The organism is Paenibacillus sp. J22R56 (assembly GCF_056269375.1).
This window is the reverse complement of sequence record NZ_JBWDNV010000006.1, coordinates 206326-225740: the sequence shown is the minus strand read 5'-3', so window position 1 is coordinate 225740 and position 19415 is coordinate 206326. Positions and strand designations below refer to the sequence as shown.

The 19415-nt window shown below is 43.3% G+C and carries 20 protein-coding genes and 1 pseudogene; 19 read left to right on the top strand and 2 right to left on the bottom strand.

The window, feature by feature from the left end:
• Positions 1-103: 103 nt before the first annotated feature.
• The 17 genes from AC0YNT_RS16090 (at position 104) to AC0YNT_RS16010 (ending at position 16588) form a co-directional block, all read left to right on the top strand.
• On the top strand, positions 104-754 hold the full coding sequence (locus AC0YNT_RS16090) for a response regulator transcription factor (RefSeq protein WP_475805527.1): 651 nt from the start codon (positions 104-106) through the stop codon (positions 752-754).
• On the top strand, positions 747-2126 hold the full coding sequence (locus AC0YNT_RS16085) for a sensor histidine kinase (RefSeq protein ID WP_475805526.1): 1380 nt from the start codon (positions 747-749) through the stop codon (positions 2124-2126). The genes AC0YNT_RS16090 and AC0YNT_RS16085 overlap by 8 nt, the downstream gene beginning before the upstream one ends.
• A gap of 88 nt (positions 2127-2214) precedes the next feature.
• Positions 2215-2466, top strand: coding sequence for a YolD-like family protein (locus AC0YNT_RS16080; RefSeq protein ID WP_475805525.1), 252 nt, complete (start codon positions 2215-2217; stop codon positions 2464-2466).
• A 64-nt stretch (positions 2467-2530) separates the two neighbouring features.
• Positions 2531-3223, top strand: coding sequence for an HAD family hydrolase (locus tag AC0YNT_RS16075; protein ID WP_475805524.1), 693 nt, complete (start codon positions 2531-2533; stop codon positions 3221-3223).
• Positions 3224-3386: 163 nt separating this feature from the next.
• Positions 3387-4070 (top strand): response regulator transcription factor, encoded by a 684-nt coding sequence (locus AC0YNT_RS16070; RefSeq protein WP_475805523.1) that lies wholly within the window; start codon positions 3387-3389, stop codon positions 4068-4070.
• Entirely contained in the window at positions 4067-5881 is a 1815-nt protein-coding gene (locus AC0YNT_RS16065; protein ID WP_475805522.1) for a sensor histidine kinase, read from the top strand. The genes AC0YNT_RS16070 and AC0YNT_RS16065 overlap by 4 nt, the downstream gene beginning before the upstream one ends.
• A 3-nt stretch (positions 5882-5884) precedes the next feature.
• Positions 5885-6703, top strand: a complete 819-nt coding sequence (locus AC0YNT_RS16060) for an N-acetylmuramoyl-L-alanine amidase family protein (protein WP_475805521.1) — start codon at positions 5885-5887, stop codon at positions 6701-6703.
• A 22-nt stretch (positions 6704-6725) separates the two neighbouring features.
• A complete protein-coding gene (locus AC0YNT_RS16055; protein WP_475805520.1) occupies positions 6726-7595 on the top strand; it encodes a carbohydrate ABC transporter permease in 870 nt (289 codons plus the stop codon).
• 11 nt (positions 7596-7606) lie between these two features.
• Positions 7607-8485 (top strand): carbohydrate ABC transporter permease, encoded by an 879-nt coding sequence (locus AC0YNT_RS16050; protein WP_475805519.1) that lies wholly within the window; start codon positions 7607-7609, stop codon positions 8483-8485.
• A gap of 13 nt (positions 8486-8498) precedes the next feature.
• A complete protein-coding gene (locus AC0YNT_RS16045) occupies positions 8499-9596 on the top strand; it encodes an efflux RND transporter periplasmic adaptor subunit (RefSeq protein ID WP_475805518.1) in 1098 nt (365 codons plus the stop codon).
• 30 nt (positions 9597-9626) lie between these two features.
• On the top strand, positions 9627-11057 hold the full coding sequence (locus AC0YNT_RS16040) for an ABC transporter substrate-binding protein (protein WP_475805517.1): 1431 nt from the start codon (positions 9627-9629) through the stop codon (positions 11055-11057).
• 286 nt (positions 11058-11343) lie between these two features.
• On the top strand, positions 11344-12042 hold the full coding sequence (locus tag AC0YNT_RS16035) for an FHA domain-containing protein (protein WP_475805516.1): 699 nt from the start codon (positions 11344-11346) through the stop codon (positions 12040-12042).
• Between the two features lie 19 nt (positions 12043-12061).
• Complete coding sequence (gene murA, locus AC0YNT_RS16030; RefSeq protein ID WP_475805515.1) at positions 12062-13354, top strand: UDP-N-acetylglucosamine 1-carboxyvinyltransferase; 1293 nt, start codon at positions 12062-12064, stop codon at positions 13352-13354.
• A 744-nt stretch (positions 13355-14098) separates the two neighbouring features.
• Positions 14099-15637, top strand: a complete 1539-nt coding sequence (locus tag AC0YNT_RS16025) for an MDR family MFS transporter (RefSeq protein WP_475805514.1) — start codon at positions 14099-14101, stop codon at positions 15635-15637.
• A 139-nt stretch (positions 15638-15776) separates the two neighbouring features.
• Positions 15777-15965: a DUF4177 domain-containing protein gene (locus AC0YNT_RS16020; protein ID WP_475805513.1), complete on the top strand. Its 189-nt coding sequence runs from the start codon at positions 15777-15779 to the stop codon at positions 15963-15965.
• A gap of 28 nt (positions 15966-15993) precedes the next feature.
• Complete coding sequence (locus AC0YNT_RS16015) at positions 15994-16347, top strand: YrdB family protein (protein WP_475805512.1); 354 nt, start codon at positions 15994-15996, stop codon at positions 16345-16347.
• 64 nt (positions 16348-16411) lie between these two features.
• The gene (locus tag AC0YNT_RS16010) at positions 16412-16588 is read left to right on the top strand and encodes a hypothetical protein (protein WP_475805511.1); all 177 of its coding nucleotides are present in this window, start codon (positions 16412-16414) and stop codon (positions 16586-16588) included.
• Positions 16589-16649: 61 nt separating this feature from the next.
• Here the strand turns inward: AC0YNT_RS16010 and clpP are convergent.
• Positions 16650-17237 (bottom strand): annotated as a pseudogene (clpP, locus tag AC0YNT_RS16005) (ATP-dependent Clp endopeptidase proteolytic subunit ClpP); the annotation flags it as partial.
• 168 nt (positions 17238-17405) lie between these two features.
• Here clpP and AC0YNT_RS16000 point away from each other — a divergent pair.
• Positions 17406-18119 (top strand): RNA polymerase sigma factor, encoded by a 714-nt coding sequence (locus AC0YNT_RS16000; protein WP_475805510.1) that lies wholly within the window; start codon positions 17406-17408, stop codon positions 18117-18119.
• Between the two features lie 73 nt (positions 18120-18192).
• Here AC0YNT_RS16000 and AC0YNT_RS15995 read toward each other — a convergent pair whose 3' ends face one another.
• A complete protein-coding gene (locus AC0YNT_RS15995) occupies positions 18193-18624 on the bottom strand; it encodes a GNAT family N-acetyltransferase (protein ID WP_475805509.1) in 432 nt (143 codons plus the stop codon).
• A gap of 121 nt (positions 18625-18745) precedes the next feature.
• On the opposite strand from AC0YNT_RS15995, the gene AC0YNT_RS15990 reads away from it, so the two are divergent.
• Complete coding sequence (locus AC0YNT_RS15990; RefSeq protein WP_475805508.1) at positions 18746-19198, top strand: MarR family winged helix-turn-helix transcriptional regulator; 453 nt, start codon at positions 18746-18748, stop codon at positions 19196-19198.
• Positions 19199-19415 lie beyond the last annotated feature (217 nt).

Below are 19415 nucleotides of genomic sequence, written 5' to 3'. Positions count from 1 at the left end.
ATCCGTTAATAAGTTAGGTTCGTCACATTGGTGTAACCTTATTTTTATATAGTAGAAACATGAATGGCATTTGGTAAAACTTAAGCAGGAAGGTTGAAGTCCTATGAATGTGCTGCTTGCCGAAGATGAACCGCTGATGCTGCAGATTTTAAGCAGTTATTTTATAAAAGACGGATTTAACGTACTGACAGCTGGGGATGGAGAACAGGCACTGGAGATGTTCTATGAACATCAGATTGATATAGCTATATTGGATTGGATGATGCCAAAGCTTAATGGGGTAGAGGTATGTAAGGAAATCAAAAAAGTCAGCAGAACCAAGGTGCTGCTTCTGACCGCCAAAGGCGAGCCGGAGGATGAACTGTATGCTTTAAACGCAGGTGCAGATGAATATGTACGGAAGCCATTTGATCCAAGAGTACTGCTTGTCCGAGCACAAAAACTGCTGAATTGGGCTACACAGGTGCGTATTGGTGATCTGCTGGTGGATATGGATGCGCAGAAAATGTACCGTGACGGTAAGGATCTTCAAGCTACATCCAAGGAATTTCAACTTATGAAATATTTGATTCAAAATAAAGGACAGATTGTAACCCGTAAAATGCTGCTGGATCAGGTCTGGGGATTTGATTATTTCGGAGATGAGCGGACGGTGGATACCCATATTCGCAGGCTAAGAGAGAAAATTGGCGAGCACTGGATCCGTACTTACCGAGGAATGGGTTATTGTCTGGAGGATTATACCGATGAGTAAGCTCTCCTATAAGCTGATTACACAGATTACATTGTCGCTGTGTGTGGTATTTATCATCACCTTTGCGATGAATACTTATTTCTTGCCGAAGTATTTCTTATATCAGAAGAAAGAAAAATTGGCAGCGCTGACCTCTGAGTTATCAGCGCTTCCGGTTGACGCGCTGAACGTTCAGATCAAAGAGATGGAGCAGCGTGATCACGTTACAATCGCGTATACCTCTATGTCGCAAGGGATAAATGATTTGAATGATCAAATGATGTTTCAGTTCAACCGGAAAGGAATTACTTTAAGCAAGTTTTGGTTAACTGAGGAAAATCTTAATTTACTTAGAGAAGGCAAGCGGGTAAATAAGCTTTTTGATCAAGCTAAATTAAAATCCAGCTTTCTGGTTAATTTTTTGCCATCAGGTGGGAATGTGCTTGCTGTTGGAGAATCGATATCCTATTCAACCGAAACCATTGGCATCGTAAATCGGTTTAATCTATATATTTGGTCAGGTATGTTGCTGTTATTGATTCTTCTGTCAGTTTTGTACACGACAAGGATCGTGAAACCGCTGGCCAAGCTGAATGAAACGGCCAAATCAATCGCCGAATTATCCTTCATTCATGCAAATATCCGTACAGGTGATGAGATTGAATCTCTTGCCGACAGCATCAATAAGATGAGTGATAAATTGAAAGCATCTCAGCAATCGCTGGAAGTAAGAAATGCGAATTTGCGAACCTTTATTGCCGATGTATCACATGAGCTGAAGACACCTCTGTCTCTGATCAGGGCTTACGCTGCTGGAATACAGGATGGACTGGATGATGGCACATTTGCGGAAGTGATCAAGCGTCAATCGGAAGAGATGGGTATTATGATTAATCAGTTGTTAGAGCTGTCTAAGCTGCAGACGGAATCGTACGAGTTGGAACCAACCGACTTCCACCAGCTTCTAATCTCAACCATGGAGGACTATCATATTGTTTTCGGTCAGAGAAACCTGAAGTTAATTGTGGAAGACGAGCTCCCTCCTGAGGTTTGGGTCATGGCAGATCACCGCAAGCTTGAATCCGTGCTTCGTAATTTATTGACAAATGCGATGAAATATACGGAAGGTAATTGGGTTGCTGTATCTGCAAAAGTGGGATCGAATGCTGTTCATTTTCGGATTGCAAACGAAGCGGATACAAGCAATAAAGCTAAATGGGAACGGGTGTGGGAACCCTTTTTCGTTATGGAAGAATCCCGTAGTAAACAGCTTAGTGGGACAGGACTAGGACTATCCATTACCGACACGATTCTGCAGAAGCATAAAGCGTCTTACGGACATGAGGTGGGGGAAGACAGAGTGGAATTTTATTTTTCCATTGATCTCATTTAGAGATGAAAATAACGTGGTCTTTTACCCCAATTGTACGAGAACTAGTGTATACTTTGTAAAAGAAATAAATTATTGGAGGAATAACGGAATGGCTAAATCAAAAGTCCCAAAACGACCTACTCGCGATGAGTTTGTATTAGAGGAGATAGGGAACCAACTTTCTGAAGCCTTCCATGAAGGATCTACAATCGTTCTGACGATTTGGGGCCGAGAAGAGCCCGTTCAAGGCATCATTAATCATATGGATTCCCGTACAGGTAAAGTTCATGTCGAGACTGCTGCAGGAACTGATAAAGTTCCTTTCATGGATATTATGAAGGTTGATTACCCTAGGTATTAATGTGAAAGTCGCTTCTTAAAAGCGGCTTTTTTTCTTTGTTAATCTAAAATGCAGGAGGGATTCCATGAGAATCAAAGCCATCTTCTTTGATTTGTTTGAAACACTTATCTCCGAATTTGAGAATGGCAGCAGGAAAGCACCTCGTTCAACGCTATTGGAAGAACAGCTACAGGTGGATGCCAAAAGGTATAGAGAGGAATGGAACTCTCGGCAAGGAAAAAGAATGGATGGCACCTACACAGATTTCCCTTCCGTTGTGAAAGAAATATTACATGTACTCGATCATCGTGTGGATGATGGAATCATTGAAACCTTACATAAAGAGCGCATAACAGAGAAAGCAATCCCGTTTAGCAATATAGATAAGAACATCATTCTTATGATTGAAGAACTAAAGCAGCTTGGCTTAAAAATCTGCCTTATAAGTAACTGTACACCAGAAGAAGTAACCGCATGGCGTACTTCAGAGCTGGCTAAATACTTCGATGATGCTTTGTTCTCTTATGAGGTTAAACTTGCTAAACCAAATCCACAAATTTATCAGCTTGCTTGCAACAGATTGGGGGTTTCTCCTGAAGAATCGTTATTTGTTGGGGATGGAGGTTCGAATGAGCTGAGTGGTGCCTCTAAAGTTGGAATGAATGCCTATCATGCTACATGGTTTATACCTCCGTATATCAGTGAACGAATAACGGACTATCCGAAGCTGACGAGACCAGCTGAATTGATTGATTTAGCTCGAAAGTCGGCGCTTTGACAAGTGGATATCCTCGTATCTTCATCTGATCTTTACATCACCTGAATAAAATCTTCATACGCCCGCTATAAAATGAAGATGTGGTCGAATTATCGATACTTTTTGTTTCGGCTTGATGATTTGATACACTGATTCTAGAACAACATGAAATGGGAGCATAGGGATGAAAACGATATTAATCGTTGAAGATGAGGAAATATTACGTGAAATCAGCAAAGATTATTTCTTAAGCGAAGGCTATAAGGTTATTGAGGCTGCCAATGGGAAGGCGGCCCTTTTACTATTTCTAGAGCATGAAGTGGACCTGATTGTGCTTGATATTATGCTGCCGGAGCTTGATGGCTGGTCGGTGTGCCGCCGAATCCGTAAGATATCAGACGCCCCAATTATTATGCTGACGGCACGCAGCGATGAAGAGGATACACTGCTTGGATTTGAGCTAGGTGCTGACGATTACGTAACGAAGCCATATAGTCCCCCAGTGCTTCTTGCAAGAGCAAAGCGTCTCCTTGAGAGCCGCAGCGGGAGAGGGAAGGCGAAGCCTTCGGAGGATTCATTAATCATAAATGGGATCAAGGTTCATTTTCCATCGCGGAGCGTTACGATTGATGGAACAATGGTTAACCTCACACATACGGAATTCGAGATTCTTGCCTACCTCATGGAGAATCAAGGGATTGTTATTACACGAGAGCAGATGATTACGAAAATATGGGGCTATGAGTATGCAGGAGACGATCGCACTATAAATACACATATGCGTAATCTACGAACAAAGCTTGGAGATAAAGCCTCGATGGTTGTCACCATTGTGAGGACAGGTTATAAGTTCGAGGCACATACATGAAGATTTCCATTGTAGTGAAGCTGTTTCTGCTAACAACAGCATTGTGCATGCTCATCTTAGCGGTGATCTATATCGGTCAGACGTTTTTTTTCAAAGAGTATTATGCGAATCGGAAAGTAAGCGACTTACAAGCAAAGATTGAAGTTTTCAAGACGGATTACTTGAAAATGGATGTTAATTCACTGAGTATTGAGAGGCTAGAGCAGGATTTCTATCGGAATAACAATACAATGATTACGACTCTGGATCATGATGGAAATCTTAAGACTGCGAATGACTTTTACTTGGAATTTAAGCTGCTTAAGCCTGTAACGGACGAGGATAAGCAGGAGCGAATTCGAGTTCCTCTGTATCACCTCATGAGTATAGAGGAAGCAAGTTCAGAACAAGCGTTGATTAAGGCTGCCGATGGCATATTTTTCACGGGTATTAGGAACAAGTCTATGCTTATTCCAATCGAGCTGTATCAACAGTCGGGGAATATCTTGTATTCCAATGAGCTGCTCATGCATCAAGTTTATGGTCATAAGGAGGAGAAGCTTAGTGATAAATCAAAAAAGGAAATGGCTTCCTCTAGTCAGTCGTCCATTATAACTTTACTTGGCAAGATCACAGATATCCAGCTTCCGAATGGCGGAGGATCATCGGATTTTATTTACTCCAATAAGCTATTTCTGGAACAGATCAACATTTTTCAAGTAAAGCACTTGTTTAATGAGATTCAATTAACCGACTCACTTGTGATTCAGGATTACGAGGAAAATAACGTAAAGTACAAGCTGTTCATCCAGCCAGTTCATTATGATAATGGGACAACCAATTACATCTTTGCTATGGCATCCCTGCAGCCGGTCGATGAAGCGGTACAGATGGTGAAGGACTATTACGTCTATATTGTATTGTTTGTCATCGTACTCATTCTGATCGCGTCACTGTACTACTCCATGAAGATCGCAAGGCCTCTGCTGAAAATAAATCAAACGACGAAGAAAATCGCAAATCTTGATTTCTCAGAGACCATTCCTGTTCGTTCCAGAGACGAAATCGGCGATTTGTCGCTTAATATCAACCAATTGTCGGCGACTTTGCATTCTTATATCGGCCAGTTAAGGGAAGATATTGAGCGGGAAAAGCAACTGGAAAATACGAGGAAAGAGTTCATCTCAGGTGTATCCCATGAGTTAAAAACACCGCTTAGCGTCATGAAAAGCTGCATCTCGATTCTGAAGGACGGCGTGGCTGCGCATAAGAAGGACCATTACTTCGAGGCGATGGAAAAAGAAGTCGATAGGATGGACCATCTCATCGTAGATATGCTGGAGCTCGCGAAATACGAATCCGGAACCTATAAAATGCAGATGGATGAATTCTTCATCGACAAGTCGATCGAATCGATCTGCGCTCAGTTGGCACCTGAATTATCAGCTAAACAGTTGCAGTTACGAACCCAACTTATTCCTGCTCAAGTCATGGCGAATCAGCATCGAATCGAACAAGTGATCACGAATTTTATGACCAACGCGATTCGATATACGCCAGCGGACCAGGAGATCATCGTATCAACAACCGAAGAAACGGGACAAATTATCGTCTGTGTGGAAAACAAAGGAGCACGGATCGATGAGGAGCAGCTGGATAAAGTATGGGATCGCTTCTATCGTGGAGATATGGCCCGGCAGCGATCTGATGGGGGAACGGGATTAGGACTTGCTATCTCCAAAAATATACTAGAGCTGCATGGCGCTGAATACGGCGCAGCTAATACGAAGGATGGCGTTGCGTTTTACTTTTGCTTGAAGAAGAAGAGCTAATCTATGACTCTGGTCATCAGCACCCGTCAGGAAGGTGAATCCACCTCCGAGACGGGTGTTTTTGTGTGGCCATTAATCTTTATCCCATCTTTATTTCGGCTCCATCTCGTCTTAATAGGTGGTCATTATGATGTACCTATGAAAACAACAGCCAAATACTTAGTAGTCGCAACTGTCGGAGCTATTTTATCATCTATCATTCTCCATACCCATTCGGAAGGAGCAACAAAAACAAGGAATCAACCATCTAAAACAATCGAAATCGACGAAGAATTGAAGCTTCCTCTAGAAGGAAAAACAATTGTTCTTGATCCCGGCCATGGAGGCAAAGACGTAGGTTCAACAGGCAGTCAAGGGACTTATGAGAAGGACGTGACGCTGCTTACAGCGCTGAACATAAGCAGTAAATTGGTTGAGCAAGGAGCAAACGTGGTCATGACGAGAGCTGACGACACCTTTATCTCGCTGGAGGACAGAACAGAGTTGGCGCAAATCGAGGATGCGGATTTGTTCCTTAGTATACATTTTGATGCTTTTGAGAGCAGTGATGTTCACGGAATGACGACCTACTACAACAAATCGCAGGATCAAGATCTGGCACAATCTATACATGACGAGCTGTTTAAGTTGGATACGGAAATAAAAGATAGAGGTGTGATGTTTGGAGATTACCATGTGATCCGTGAAAACACACAGCCTGCGATTCTGCTAGAACTCGGATACATTTCGAATGCAAACGAAGAAAAGAGAATGCAAAGCGAGTCGTTCCAAGAACAAATATCAACTAATATTGTCAACGGGGTTATCAATGGTCTTGGCTAGCTTGAGAAAGGAGGGAGCTGCCATGATTCATAAAATGATGCGTCGACACAACGTCGTTGCCATCTGGTTTCTTGCTCCAAGTGTAATTGGTTTCTCGATATTTTATCTAATACCGTTTGTGATGGGCGTATTATATTCCTTTCAAGATGGGACGACAGACAGTTCATTTGTTGGCATCGTCAATTATAAGGAGTTAATGGCAAGCAAATCCTTTCATACAGCAGCAAAGAATACCTTCCTGTTTACAGCGGTTAGTGTTCCAATCACGGTCACCATATCATTACTGCTAGCCCTGCTATTAAATCAAACTATTTATTTCCGGAATTGGATCCGAACAGCATACGTATTGCCTCTTGTTGTGCCCGTCGCTTCTGTCGTGTTGATCTGGCAAATTCTATTCGACTGGAACGGAGCGCTAAACGGCTGGCTTCATGAATTTGGCTTGTCCCGCATGGATTGGATGAAATCTGATTGGGCGAGAGGTGTACTCTCGATTGTCTATGCGTGGAAAAATATTGGTTATAACATCATTTTGTTTATAGCCGGGTTACAGGGAATTCCCAAAGATTATTATGAGACAGCTGAGCTAGAAGGTGCAGGCAGCATTCATAAATTAACTCGTATTACGCTTGTTTATTTGACACCAATGATGTTCTTTGTCGTTCTGATGGGGTTGATCAGCTCGTTCCGGATATTTAGAGAGACGTATCTAATCGCAGGCGATTATCCCCACGACAGCATTTATATGCTGCAGCATTATATGAACAATATGTTCTTGTCGCTGGACATTCAGAAGCTTACAGCTGCAGCAACCTTAATGGTGGTTTGTTTGGTCGTACTTATTTCGGTGATGTTTGCGGTTGAACGACGATTTACAAGCTTTTTGGATTGATTGGAGGAATCATGAAACTCAAATTTTCACTTTCTAGACTCGCAATTACGCTGACGCTTGCTCTGATTGCGATCTTAATGCTGCTGCCGATTATCATCTCTTTCACCAATTCAATGATGACAGAGCAAGAGATAGGGTCTAACTATGATCTAATCGGGAAGATGACAGATACAACTTCGAACAGTAAAGATGAGTTTGTCAATTTAAAGCTCATACCTGATTGGGTTTCGTTCGAACAGTACTACAAAGTACTGATTGTCACCCCCCTTTATTTGAACCTATTTTGGAATTCGGTCTATATGGTTGTACTGATTATCGTGGGGCAGGTTATCGTTGGCGCTCTTGCAGCTTACGCCTTTGCAAAGCTCCGATTTCGCGGACGAGACCGGATGTTCTTCATTTATCTGATCGCTATGTTAATGCCGTTTCAAGTAACGCTTGTTCCAAACTATATCATAGCGGATCAGTTTGGCCTTCTGAACAGCGCAAGTGCTATTATTCTACCCGGTATTTTTGGTTCATTTGGCGTATTTCTGTTAAGGCAGTTCATGTTGTCTATTCCGAATGCTTTTGTAGAAGCAGCGTGCATGGACGGAGCGGGTCATTGGCGGATTTTTTCTCAAATCATAGCGCCTCTTATTAAACCAGGTGTAGCTGCACTTGTTGTATTGTTATTTGTTGATTATTGGAACATGGTCGAACAACCGCTTATTTTTCTTGATGATTCGTTTAAACAGCCGTTGTCGGTATACCTCTCAGTTGTCCAGCAAGAGGCGAGAGGTGTAGGATTCGCTGCATCCGTATTCTATATGCTGCCGATGGTGCTGTTATTTTTGTATGCGGAATCTCATTTTATCCAAGGCGTTCAGACGTCTGGTATCAAAGGGTAGGAGGATCACCCAAGTGGAGAGGGAAGATACCGAACAAGCCAATAGAAGCAGGAAGAAAAAGATCCGGTTGCTTGCTGCTTTGTTCGTTGGCGGATTATTGCTGCTTACTTTGTTCAGCAATACACTGCAGATGATGAATGTAACGAAGGTGTATACAACGGTCGGAAGACCAGGACAACTTGTACAGAGCTTTACAGGAAGTGGTGTTCTGGTACCTGTTACAGAGGCTTCTTTATCAAACCAAGCAGGATGGGAAGTGAATCAGGTAAAAGTAAAGGCAGGAGATAGGGTATCAAAGGGTCAGACGCTTGTCGTATATGAAAATCAGGAAGAGGAAGATCGTTACTTAGACGCACAGGCACAGCTGGAGCAGCAACGATTATCCATTGAAGATATACAAGATCGGTATGTAGAAGCCTCGACTAGCGGTGATTATAACCAATTGCGAACGACAAAACGTGAGCTTAAGAGCGCAAACCTTACTCTGGAAATCCAGCAGCGTAATCTAAGCCGAATGAAAAGGAATGTCATCCAGAATCGCGAGCTCAAAGCTCCGTTTGATGGAATCGTTATGAAAGTTAATGCCTTTAGCGGAATGACCGCGGCCAGTGCAGGTCCTGATGTTCAGATCGCCTCCTCTGCGCAAGGTTATCAATGTCAAATACAGGTACCAACAGCTATTAGCGAGCATTTGAAGATTGGTCAGAAGCTAGATGTTCAAATTGGTTCTACCAGTCTGGAAGGAGACCTTACCGCGATTGAACATATAGAGTCGCAAATGAATATCAACGTAGCGGTGAAGCATGAATCGCTTCGTGGAGGTGAACAAGCACGGATCGAGCTTAGCTTAACATCTTCCGATCAAGGAGGCATTCTGGTTCCTAGCCAAGCCATACATAAGGATGGTGAAGATGCCTACGTGTATGTAGTTGAAGAGAATAAAGGTCCATTAGGAAGTACAAGCCATGTGCGCAAGACTTTTATTAAGATCGGAGATTCCAATGAATACGATACCATCGTATTTCAAGGGATATTTCCAGACTCGGCTATCATTCAAGAAAGTAATGAACCGATTCAAGATGGGGTGCGCGTAAGAGTAATGACGAAATAAAGATCATTCATTCGGAAAGTAGGCGTGTTTATGAAAAATGTACGGATAGCCATGATAACCTGTGTGATGATGATTCTCTGTGCTGCGTGTAATGGAAATAACCTTAATAGCCCTTCTGGCAGCTCTCCGGAAAGTGAAACACAAGTGCCGCAGCAAAAGACAGGAAATGAATCAAGTCCTTCCACAAATACTGGATCCGATTCATCTCAAGAAGAGCTGGAACCACTGGATGATAAACCAAAAACGATCGTTGTATCTATTCTTGCGGCTACTGATCTCTACAAGCAGGCTAAGCAGAAATACGAAGCGCTTCATCGGAATACGACGATTGAGTTGAAGGAATTTCCGCAAGTTGGCAGCTTGATGAGTGCTGCCGATGTAGAGAAATACGTGAAATCAACCACAACAGAGGTTTTATCCGGCAAAGGAGCAGATTTATTTGCGTTTACGGGTATCGATTTGCCTATCGATAACTACGTTAATAAAGGAAAATTCGTTAACTTGGATGAATGGATAGAAAGAGACCGCGCATTTAATCCTGATTTATACCCGATGAACATTATGGAAGGCTCAAGGATGAACGGCGGCCTCTATATCATGCCACTTGAATTCTACTTGGAAGCTTTGTTTGGAGATGGGGAAGAGATCGAGAAAGCCGGCGTTTCCATAGATGATAAGAGCTGGACATGGAGTCAACTCGCCGATATAAGTAAGCAGTTGGCAAGGAAGAATGGACAATCCTATGCAATGGGGCTTATGGCACCAGAAATAATGGTCAACAATCTCGTGTCAGACAACTATAATCAATTGGTTGATGGGGCGAATGGAGAAGCATCGTTCGACTCACCTCTCTTCAAAGCATTACTTGAAGAAGTGAAAGAAATGTACGATGACAAGGCATTAAGTGAAAACTATGTGGATGACGCTAAAAGCAGCTTTACTTATTCCATCATTACTTCTCCTAGTGATTATCTCCTGCGCCTTGGTTTGTTTTACAACAACGGAAAGGTCTATCAGAAACCGCAAGCTGCTGATCAAAAGTCGGGCATTTCATTTTCCGTGACGAATCAAATCGCCATGAATGCTAATTCAAAAGTCAAACGAGATGCTTGGGACTTCATGAAGTTCCTGCTGTCTGAAGAGGTGCAGAGTTATCCTCATCAGACAGGCTTCTCGATGAATAATGCGGTAAATGAAAGGGCAATCGAGTTCGTAAAAGAGAATGGTGTTGATAAAAATGTAGCTGCAAAGGGCAGTGGGGTTAAGCTGGAAGCTTCAGAAGAAAAGCTAGATGCCGTTCGACAAATGCTGTCCGATGCCAGCGTAAGAAATATTGGTTATGAGACGACGATTCAGAAGATAATCGCAGAGGAAGTGATAGCGTTTTTCGCCGGGCAGAAATCTGCTGATAATGTTGCCAAACTAATTCAGAATCGAGTAATGACGTATTTGAATGAGTAGCGCCAAACAAATTCTTGTTTTTTCAAAGAACAGGAACTTGTTATAAATGGAGTCAGTCACCTGCAAGTTGGCACTTTGACAAGAGTGCCCTTCTTGCGGGTTTTGCGTTGTCCGTAAATGGTGATATTGTTAATACAAGGAATAGGATGAATCCCTGTGTCACTGAAATGTCAGTGTGACGTCAGTACAAAATAGTGTTAATCATCCACCGTTTGAGTTACGATACAGATTGAAGTGAATTCCGAACACCGATGGCAGGAGTCATCGCAAACGGAGGGGACAAGACTTGGAAAATTTTGCATGCTTATATATCATTCGAGGCGAACCCTACCGAACGGGCACCTGTGTGAATCTTACCGCGGATGAAACGCAGATTGGAAGACAATCTAATCAGTTGACTCCGGATCTAGCCTTTACGAATCCATTTATCTCAAGGCAGCATGTTGTTATTCGCAAAGAACAGGACAAAGCGGTATTGTATGATCTGGGCAGCCGCCATGGAACAGAAATTAACGGAGTACGAGTAACGCCGCACACTCCATATATCTTGAACAATTTTGACATCATCAGACTCGCCAACGGGATGAGCGTTATTCACTTTTCCTATATGTTCGCCGATCAGACTCTTGAGATAGAACCGCTCAGCATCACGATGCAGCTCAATGTTTCAGACCTTCTGCCTACGATTCATTGGGAAAAACGAGAATGTGTCGTTGAAGGCAAGCGGATACCGATGTCTGAGAAAGAGTATTTGCTGCTTCGCATCCTGAACGAGAGTTTAAACAAACTCGTTCCACTTGAAGATATTAAATCTCAAGTATGGCCGGAACGTCCTGCAGGAGAAGAAGGTATCCCGGACGTTACGCTTGATGAGATTAACACACTCATCTACCGGGTGCGGAAAAAATTCGGCAAAGATACCTTCCTTATTAGCGCAGTGCGCGGCAGCGGTTATATGCTGGAATCAGAATTTAATTCGCTATAACGAAAGTGGGGATCACCTCATGAAATATATTCAAGCAGAGTACTCAGGACCGTTAAACGGAACGGTGCAAATACCAGGTGCGAAGAACAGCTCTTTGGCGCTGCTCGCCGCTGCTTGCCTGGCCGATGATATTGTAACACTCGAAGGCATTCCTCGTATTGATGATGTTCGAATTATTGCAGAGATTTGCCAGGATATCGGTATGGAGATGAAGATGGAAGGCGGATCGGTTACCATTGACCCGCGCTGGATACATACTGCCGTCATTGACCCGGGCAAGGCCTCGAGCTATCGTGCGTCTTATTATTTTGCTGGTGCATTGCTGTCGAAGTTCGGAAGTGTGACGATCGGTATGCCTGGTGGAGACAATTTTGTCTCACGTCCTATTGACCAGCATATCAAGGCGTTTCAAGCGCTTGGAGCGCAGGTTCAAATTTTCGAGGACTATTATGTAGTAGTAGCTTCAGAGCTTAATGGTGCAGAGATTTATTTCGATACGATTACTTCGGGAGCGACGATCAATGCCATGCTGGCAGCTGTGCGTGCCAAAGGGCGGACGCTGCTGTGCAATGCGGCTGTTGATCCAGAAGTTGTTGATACGGCAAATTTCTTGAATCGGCTTGGGGCTCGAATCTATGGGGCAGGAACGGACCGGATTCGCATTGAAGGTGTCTCTTATTTGAACGGTGGAACACATACAGTGATTCCGGACCGTCTTATTGCTGGGGCTTTTCTAATGTCGGCAGGGATCAATGGTGGTCAAGTTACCGTTATGGATGTCATTCCTGAGCATTTAGGCTCATGCCTATACAAGCTTCAAGAGATAGGAATTCATATCGAAACCGGTGAAAACCATATTACTGCTTACGGTTCGGGGACTTTAAAGGCTACACGGATTCGTACAGGCATGTATCCAGGTTTTGCGACCGACTTACAGCAGCCGATGACTGCATTGCTTCTGCAGGCAAAGGGGAAGAGTATTGTGACAGAAAGAGTCTATCCGAAACGATTCGCACACGTACCGCAGCTGCGGCGGCTTGGTGCAGAGATAGAGCTGCGGAAAGAAAGTGCCTTTATCCGAGGCGGACTTCCACTGCAGGGTGGTTGGGTCCATGCAACGGATGTGCGCGCAGGTACCAGCTTACTATTAGCCGGTTTAGCAGCAGAAGGCAACACATGTATTACAGGGATCGAGCATATTGAGCGTGGATATGAGGACGTTATAGGCAACTTCCGATCCATCGGTGCTAAGCTTTCTATCCGAGAGCTGGATAGTCGGGAGATGCCGGATATGATTAATCTGCAAGGCTAAAATAGTTAGGGCATTCGGTTAATGGCATATTAACTGAATGCTCTTTTTTTGTTTACGTAATTTACATTATGTAAACTGCTTAGCGATACATATTGCCATAGGCATCTAATTAAGCAGTAGGAATAAAATTTAGAATGAAGTTGAAGATTGGATTGAAGCAGCAGTGTACCAATGTCCCGATTGTTTTTTCCTCCTCAGCACCAAGAACAGCGGCCTGGGTTGGAATATTTGATGAATCCTCGTCCACTTTCAGAGAACCCTAATTATAAATGCAGCGAGAGTACGAAGGTGTCGAGCAGGTTAAAGTTGCTTAAGAGACGAATAGGGGAAACTTGATTGACGATATACCAATAATTTGCTAATATTTGAAGATAAAGAACGTATGTTCCTGTGCGTTAGTTCCAAATGGAAGCGATAGAGTATGAATTCCGGACTATACAACAGAACAATGTTATGTTACGATGACATACGAAGGTTACAGATATTGAAAGTCTAGATCGTTACGAATCTCGAAGGTGAACGTTACCTTGTTCTTCGGGCTTTGTGGCGGTTTTTTCGGGTGAGATGCGCGAAAACCTGATTTAACTAAACTCTCAATCTGCAGGATCGAGGTTGTTATTAGAAGCACTGAGAGTAGGGAAATGGAGTTTCGTAACATTGTTTCGAGGCGTATGCAGTGTTTACTGTCAGCTTCAAAGGGTAACTTACTAATACTTATGTTAATGAAGAAAGGTTGCGTGCAAATTGATCGCAAATAAGAAAAGCAACGTTGGACTAGTCATCGCAGGTCTGTTGCTAAGCATTCTGATGGCCTCGATGGACAACACCATTGTCGCTACAGCAATGGGCAATATTGTCGCAGAACTTGGCGGCATGGACAAATTTGTGTGGGTCACATCCGCCTACATGGTAGCGGAAATGGCAGGCATGCCGATTTTCGGCAAGTTGTCCGATATGTATGGTCGTAAGAGGTTCTTCCTCTTTGGTATCATCATGTTCATGGCTGGTTCAGTACTGTGCGGAACGGCTGGATCGATAACGGAACTAGCTATGTTCCGTGCTGTTCAAGGGATCGGGGCAGGCGCCATGATGCCAGTAGCGTTCACAATTATGTTTGATGCTGTCCCACTGGAGAGCAGAGGCAAGATGGGCGGTATGTTCGGGGCAGTCTTCGGCATGTCCTCTATTTTTGGTCCGTTGCTCGGAGCCTATATTACAGACAATTTCGCTTGGGAATGGGTATTCTACATTAATCTTCCGCTTGGCGTCATAGCTCTTTGTATGATTGGTTTCTTCTATAAGGAATCAATGGAACACTCCAAACAGCCAATCGACTGGTATGGCGCGGTGACCTTAATCGGAGCAATCGTCTGTCTCATGTTTGCTCTTGAGCTTGGTGGTAAGACTTATGCATGGGATTCGGTACAAATTCTTGGGATGTTCGCAGGCTTTGCTGTCTTGCTTGTCACATTCCTGTTCGTGGAAACAAAGGTCAAGGAGCCAATCATCTCTTATGCTTTATTTAAGAATCGGTTATACTCCACCAGTATTCTAAGTGCGTTGTTCAGTGGTGCGGCATTTATTGTCGCTTCCGTGTTTATTCCGATCTTCATTCAAGGTGTGCTAGGTGGGTCGGCGACTAATTCCGGTCTCGTGCTGCTACCGATGATGTTAGGTACGGTAGTTACGGCTACTTCAGGCGGGTTCTTGATGACAAAGATTCCTTACCGGAACATCATGGTTGCGACGTTCATCATCCTTGTTATTGGATCTATTCTGACTACAACTCTTACGGCTGAATCATCCAGATTAGTTGTTACGATTTATATGATCCTGATCGGACTTGGTATCGGAGCATCGTTCTCCGTACTTGGAAACACAGCTATCCATGGTCTGCCCGCAAGGCAGCGTGGTACCGCAAGTTCGACACTTAACTTTATCCGATCGCTTGGTATGACGATTGGTATTACGATTTATGGCATTGTACAAAGTAATCTCTTCTCCAGTAAATTAACCGATGCCTTTATCGCAAGCGGTCAAACTGCGCCGGAAGGCGGTATGGAATTCAAAGATCCACGTGAGGTACTCACTCCGGAAGCAAGGGAGCAAATCCCGGCTGATGTATTAGATAAGATTGTTCATTCGTTGTCCGATTCAATTGTTGGAACTTTCGCATGGGCCGTTATTCCTGCCGTTCTTGCTCTGTTTGTTTCGTTCTTCATGGGCCGAAGCAAGCTTGACCCAACAACTGAGATGGAAGAGCAAGGCTTCAGCGGACACTAATAGCTAAAAGTTTTGAGAAATGCAGCCGTTCAAACGGCTGCATTTTTTTGCGTAAAAGCATGATGAATGAAAAGGAATGGCTTAATTTCCCAAATCAAAGTAAAATGGTACATATTAATTGGAGGAGGTGGGTTGACGCATGTATGAATACATTTTTGTTGAAACCTCATTTGGTGGTGTTTGGTCTAGACCAGAGCATCAGGAAACAATTCAACAGTATGCCGCTGAAGGCTGGCGATTCGTACAAGTGGTACCACTAAATTATGATGGGCACGGGAAACCGGGCTCGTTTGAAATTATTTTCGAAAGACCAATTAAGGCGGAATAGTTGGTTAGGTAGTAGAGGGGGGATCAAATTGAAAGCGATACTGCTTACGGTATTTTTCCTACTGGAACTAGCTGCGATTGCTGTATTTGGCTTTTGGGGTTATCAGATTAATGCTGCAATGGTGACTAAAATCATCCTAGCTGTAGGAGCACCATTGGTTACCATCATTCTATGGGGGATGTTCCTCTCACCAAAAGCGTCGGTTCCAATCTTCTCCTATCCAGTAAGAACAGCCCTTAAATTAATCGTATTTATTGTGGCATCTGCTGCACTATGGGGACTTGGACAATTTACGCTTGCGATTATCTTTTTACTATTATCTCTTATTGTCATTGCACTGGTCTTCTTATTAAATTTACATGAGGTGAACAAAGTGAATTAGGGAGCCGGTCAATAGAAGCATAGGCTTTATCACAAAGTTTTAATACATAAGGAGGTTATTATTTATGGATGTAAATACAACTGTTTCGGTTTTCTCGGCTTTTTCTATAATCATGATCGTCGTATACGGATTGTTTATTTTACTTGGGATATACGCTCTTTATCTATTTATTAAACTGATGATTCGGGGAATTGCGGCGCTGGATATTTATCTGGATGAGAAGAGAAACAGAATGTTGTAGACAGTATTATCAAGGAAGCTGCCGGTTATATGCCGGCAGCTTCCTTACATTTTCAATGAATTCAGGCGTTCTGAACGACTTGGTCGATGATGCCGTACTCCAGTGATTCCTGGGCAGAGAGGAAGTAGTCGCGGTCCATATCCTTCTCGATTTTGTCGAGTGGCTGTCCGGTTCGTTCAGCAGCAATTTGGTTCAGCCGTGACCGAGTATCAAGAATACGCTTGGCACTGATCGCAATGTCGCTCGCTTGACCCTGTGCGCCACCATGTGGCTGGTGAATCATGATTTCGCTGCTTGGCAGAGCGAATCGTTTACCTTTAGCTCCGGACATCAGTAGGATAGCCGCGAACGAAGCAGCCATACCAACACAAATCGTATGAACTTCTGGCTTAATGTACTGCATCGTGTCATAGATCGCGAACCCAGCTGTGGTCGAACCTCCAGGCGAGTTGATATAGAGGCTGATTTCTTTGTCAGGGTCTTCGGCCGCAAGGAACAGTAATTGTGCGATAATGCTGTTCGCGACTTGATCATCAATGGCTGAACCGAGGAAAATGATTCGATCCTTCAGCAACCGGGAGTAAATGTCGTAAGAACGTTCCCCGCGATTTGATTGTTCAACAACATACGGAATAAAACTGCTCATGGAATCCCTCTTTTCTTTGCTTTATTGTGATGTGACTTACGATTCGTAAACGAGCGGAGTATCGGAAAAGATACGGCATAAATATTTCTGAACATCGCGTATCTTTTTCTAGGGTTCATTCGTTTACGGTAATAAGGATGCGTATAATGGTAAGTAACGGAGGTGCTTGAAATGGTGGAAGCGATTAAAGAAAACGTAGAGATTAAACGGCTGCAAGGAGTGCTTGGCCGTTACTGTCTATCATTAACGAAATCCCGCTGGGAAGCAGAAGACCTGGCACAGGAAACTTGGCTGAAGGCATTAGATTCCCTGCAACCCTTGGAGCATATAAACCCAGAGGCTTACTTAATGAGAATCGCGCGAAATGCGTGGATCGATCGAATGAGGAAACAATCCTCTAACTCCCGTATGATGAAGGCTGTACAAGAATCCATGGAGTCTCAGGTCATGCCGGACAACAGTCGAATCGGAACGGAGTTAGTTATGCAGGCGATTATGACTTATCTTTCACCGCTTCAACGCACAGTTTTTCTGCTTAGGGACGTTTGCGGCTATTCATCAGCAGAGACAGCGATGAGGCTCGGCTTGACGGTAGGCGCAGTTAAAGCTGCCCTGCACCGGGCTCGCACAGCACTTCCGGCTGTGAGGAAAGCCATTGATGGTGGCACTTTGAAGGTCTCGAATGACGAAGGGCTGCGTGATGTCTTACGCTCGCTCGCTATTGCTTACGAAGTTGGCGATACAGAAGCGATGCTTGCGCTTGTGCAGCAAGGGGAGATGGAACCGGCACCGGCAATCTCTGTACTGCAAAGTAGAAGACTGCGTGCTTCCGGTACGAACACTCGTCGCAGCAGTTCGTCACCGCTTATGTGTCTCGCGGCTTAATTATAGAGAGTACGAAAAAGGCAACCGGTTTGTAAACCGATTGCCTTTTTTATGTTCAGATGCTTTGATTTTTCTAAAGAGTCTTCGTCATTAGAATATGTGGGATACCGTCCTCCATAAAAACTTCTGATGAAGTTTGATAGCCAAGTTTTAAATAAAACCCCTCAGCCTGCGTTTGTCCATGTAATTTAACCTTGGACACGCCTGTTTCTAGAGCGATATCTTCCAACGCTTTAATGATGGTTTTACCTAGACCAAATTTTCGGTAAGGCTCTAAAATGCAAATGCGCTCCAACTTGCCTAAACCTTCATGTATTCGAAGTCTGCCGGTTCCTACTGGCTGCTCATTGTAATGTACGAGTACATGTTCACAACGTCCATCTAGTGTATCAAACTCATCTAGTTCATCCTCAAGCGGTACGCCTTGTTCTTCTACAAAAACTTTAATCCTTATATCAAAGGCTGCCTTTAAATCCTCAGTCTTTGTGATTCTAGTTGTGTTCATTCATTCTCAGCCTTTCTGGATTTAGTGTTGGAATATATAATGAAATCAAGAACTATTTGAGTATATAGGAAACTTTAATTGTTGTAAATGCAACAAAAGACAAGCAGGGGGGAATTGCAGAATGAAGGAGATCCTTCGAGAAATTGGAATGATAGCAAGGGCTTTGGATTCAATAAGCAATATTGAATTTAAGGAATATGATCTGACAAAAGGTCAGTATTTATATTTGGTTCGTATTTGCGAGAATCAAGGAATTATTCAAGAAAAGCTGGCTGAAATGATAAAGGTAGATCGTACAACAGCAGCACGTGCTTTAAAGAAGCTTGAGCTTCAAGGATTCATTGAACGAAGAAGCGATGAGATTAACAAAAAGATCAAAAAACTGTATTCAACGGAAAAAGGTGAGAAAGCGTATCCCTTTCTAAAAAGAGAAGGGGATCACTCTAATAAAGTGGCATTATCCGGATTTTCTCAAGAAGAATCGGAAGTCTTATTTCAACTCCTTCAAAGAGTTAGAAAAAATGTAGAAATCGATTGGGACAGTGTAAAGAAGGGAAATCGAAGAGAGTACTGAACTAGACCTAGCAAAGAGGTGAATAAATGGCAAAGATCATTTTATAATAGGTCTGATCAAGAAGTCGCGGAAATCGCGGCTTTTTTATTTTATAGGAGCAAGAAATGAGGCCAGCAAATCAAGAAGTAAATAATTGTAGATCCGATGTTGGTAATGGATGATTTCCCCAGATCGAGACCTCCTTTATTGTTAAGTTGTTGGCATTCCAGGCTACGGA

Bases quoted from the DNA above. Each gene is read 5' to 3' on its own strand.
- AC0YNT_RS16090 (WP_475805527.1), top strand. From the start codon at position 104: ATGAATGTGCTGCTTGCCGAAGATGAACCGCTGATGCTGCAGATTTTA.
- AC0YNT_RS16055 (WP_475805520.1), top strand. From the start codon at position 6,726: ATGATTCATAAAATGATGCGTCGACACAACGTCGTTGCCATCTGGTTT.
- AC0YNT_RS16000 (WP_475805510.1), top strand. From the start codon at position 17,406: ATGGTGGAAGCGATTAAAGAAAACGTAGAGATTAAACGGCTGCAAGGA.
- AC0YNT_RS16020 (WP_475805513.1), top strand. From the start codon at position 15,777: ATGTATGAATACATTTTTGTTGAAACCTCATTTGGTGGTGTTTGGTCT.
- murA (WP_475805515.1), top strand. From the start codon at position 12,062: ATGAAATATATTCAAGCAGAGTACTCAGGACCGTTAAACGGAACGGTG.
- AC0YNT_RS16050 (WP_475805519.1), top strand. From the start codon at position 7,607: ATGAAACTCAAATTTTCACTTTCTAGACTCGCAATTACGCTGACGCTT.
- AC0YNT_RS16070 (WP_475805523.1), top strand. From the start codon at position 3,387: ATGAAAACGATATTAATCGTTGAAGATGAGGAAATATTACGTGAAATC.
- AC0YNT_RS16085 (WP_475805526.1), top strand. From the start codon at position 747: ATGAGTAAGCTCTCCTATAAGCTGATTACACAGATTACATTGTCGCTG.
- AC0YNT_RS16060 (WP_475805521.1), top strand. From the start codon at position 5,885: ATGACTCTGGTCATCAGCACCCGTCAGGAAGGTGAATCCACCTCCGAG.
- AC0YNT_RS16080 (WP_475805525.1), top strand. From the start codon at position 2,215: ATGGCTAAATCAAAAGTCCCAAAACGACCTACTCGCGATGAGTTTGTA.
- AC0YNT_RS16075 (WP_475805524.1), top strand. From the start codon at position 2,531: ATGAGAATCAAAGCCATCTTCTTTGATTTGTTTGAAACACTTATCTCC.
- AC0YNT_RS16010 (WP_475805511.1), top strand. From the start codon at position 16,412: ATGGATGTAAATACAACTGTTTCGGTTTTCTCGGCTTTTTCTATAATC.
- AC0YNT_RS15995 (WP_475805509.1), bottom strand. From the start codon at position 18,624: ATGAACACAACTAGAATCACAAAGACTGAGGATTTAAAGGCAGCCTTT.
- AC0YNT_RS15990 (WP_475805508.1), top strand. From the start codon at position 18,746: ATGAAGGAGATCCTTCGAGAAATTGGAATGATAGCAAGGGCTTTGGAT.
- AC0YNT_RS16065 (WP_475805522.1), top strand. From the start codon at position 4,067: ATGAAGATTTCCATTGTAGTGAAGCTGTTTCTGCTAACAACAGCATTG.
- AC0YNT_RS16040 (WP_475805517.1), top strand. From the start codon at position 9,627: ATGAAAAATGTACGGATAGCCATGATAACCTGTGTGATGATGATTCTC.